This window comes from Acinetobacter lwoffii (genome assembly GCF_022809915.1).
In the GTDB taxonomy this organism is placed as follows: Bacteria; Pseudomonadota; Gammaproteobacteria; order Pseudomonadales; family Moraxellaceae; genus Acinetobacter; species Acinetobacter lwoffii_M.
Map to the genome: position 1 here is coordinate 1 of NZ_JALGQY010000083.1, position 1,144 is coordinate 1,144.

At 46.8% G+C, this 1,144-nt stretch carries 1 protein-coding gene; it reads right to left on the reverse strand.

The genetic code is table 11. The features are described from left to right. Positions 1-935 (reverse strand): MobQ family relaxase (gene mobQ, locus MTX11_RS16485; RefSeq protein ID WP_243475615.1); only part of this gene is annotated, 935 nt, incomplete at its 3' end. Between the last annotated feature and the right edge of the window lie 209 nt (positions 936-1,144).

Consider the following 1,144-nt stretch of genomic DNA (forward strand, 5'->3'; position numbering starts at 1 on the left):
AAATCCAGGTCTAGATTCGCGTCTTTTGCGCTGATTTCGCGTTTTAGCACTTTGCCAAGGGTTTCCCTCTGTTTTTCCTCAAATAGGGCTTTTTCGTCAATTGGTGACGTTTTAGCGCTATTTTTGATTTGGGTCTGCTGTTCAGTTTTCAGTGTGCTGAGTTTTATCTCATTTTCAGCAATCAGCAGATCCATATTTTTGCCGTATTGCAGCTGCGCCTGATTTCTCTGTTTGATTTCATCATTACTACGGCTGATTTCGGTCTCAATCCCTTTTCGGCGTAGTTCGGTGACTTTCGGCCCTTCGTGCAGGGTGGCTTCCAGACCATTCTCCTGGTCCTTGTAGCTGCGGTGGTCGACTCGGGCGGTGTATCCGGCCATGTCCAGATGCATATTGCAGATATCGGCAAAGTGTTTCCGCCAGTGTTCGATTTCTCCACTGTGTTTCTGATCCAGTTCCCGGGTTTTCTCGGTAAAACCTTCGGGAGTGAGCTTGCGTGTGCTCATCAGGATATGGGCGTGATAATTGCGTTCATCGCTGCCGGATCCGGTATGCGGGGCATGGATACAGGCATCGACAGCCACCTGATGTCTGTCCACGATACTGGCGCATAGTTCTTCGAGCATGGCCAGGCGTTGTTCCTGATTTAATTCACTTGGAAAAGCGATTTCAAATTCCCGCGCAACTGTCGAGTTTTTTCGTGTTTCTCGCTGTTCTACTTCATTCCAGAGTCTTTCCCGGTTTTTTAAATGCTCTGGTGCGTCTTGGGGTAAATAAATCTCTTTATATTCCACGCCAGTTTTTCGGCTGTAATCATGTTCCCAGCCTTCACGTTCACAATAGATCTTTTCACCGGCCCGATAAGCGATTGCAGCAGTGGCGGAATGCCCTGCGGATCGTGCTACTGTTTTGACTGAAAAGTGGTAAATCGCCATGTCTATTTTTCGCTTTTAAATTTTCACGTAGTGAAATACAACCGTGAATACGGTTGTCGGGGTATTGGGGAGACCCCAATCGGACTTGCAAACGAAGTTTGCATAAGTGCGCTCTTCGAGGAAAACATTACTATACATATAGCACCTTGAATGCATATTCAAGTGCGCTTATGTTAGGGATGGTTTCCCAGGATGATGGTATTGGATTA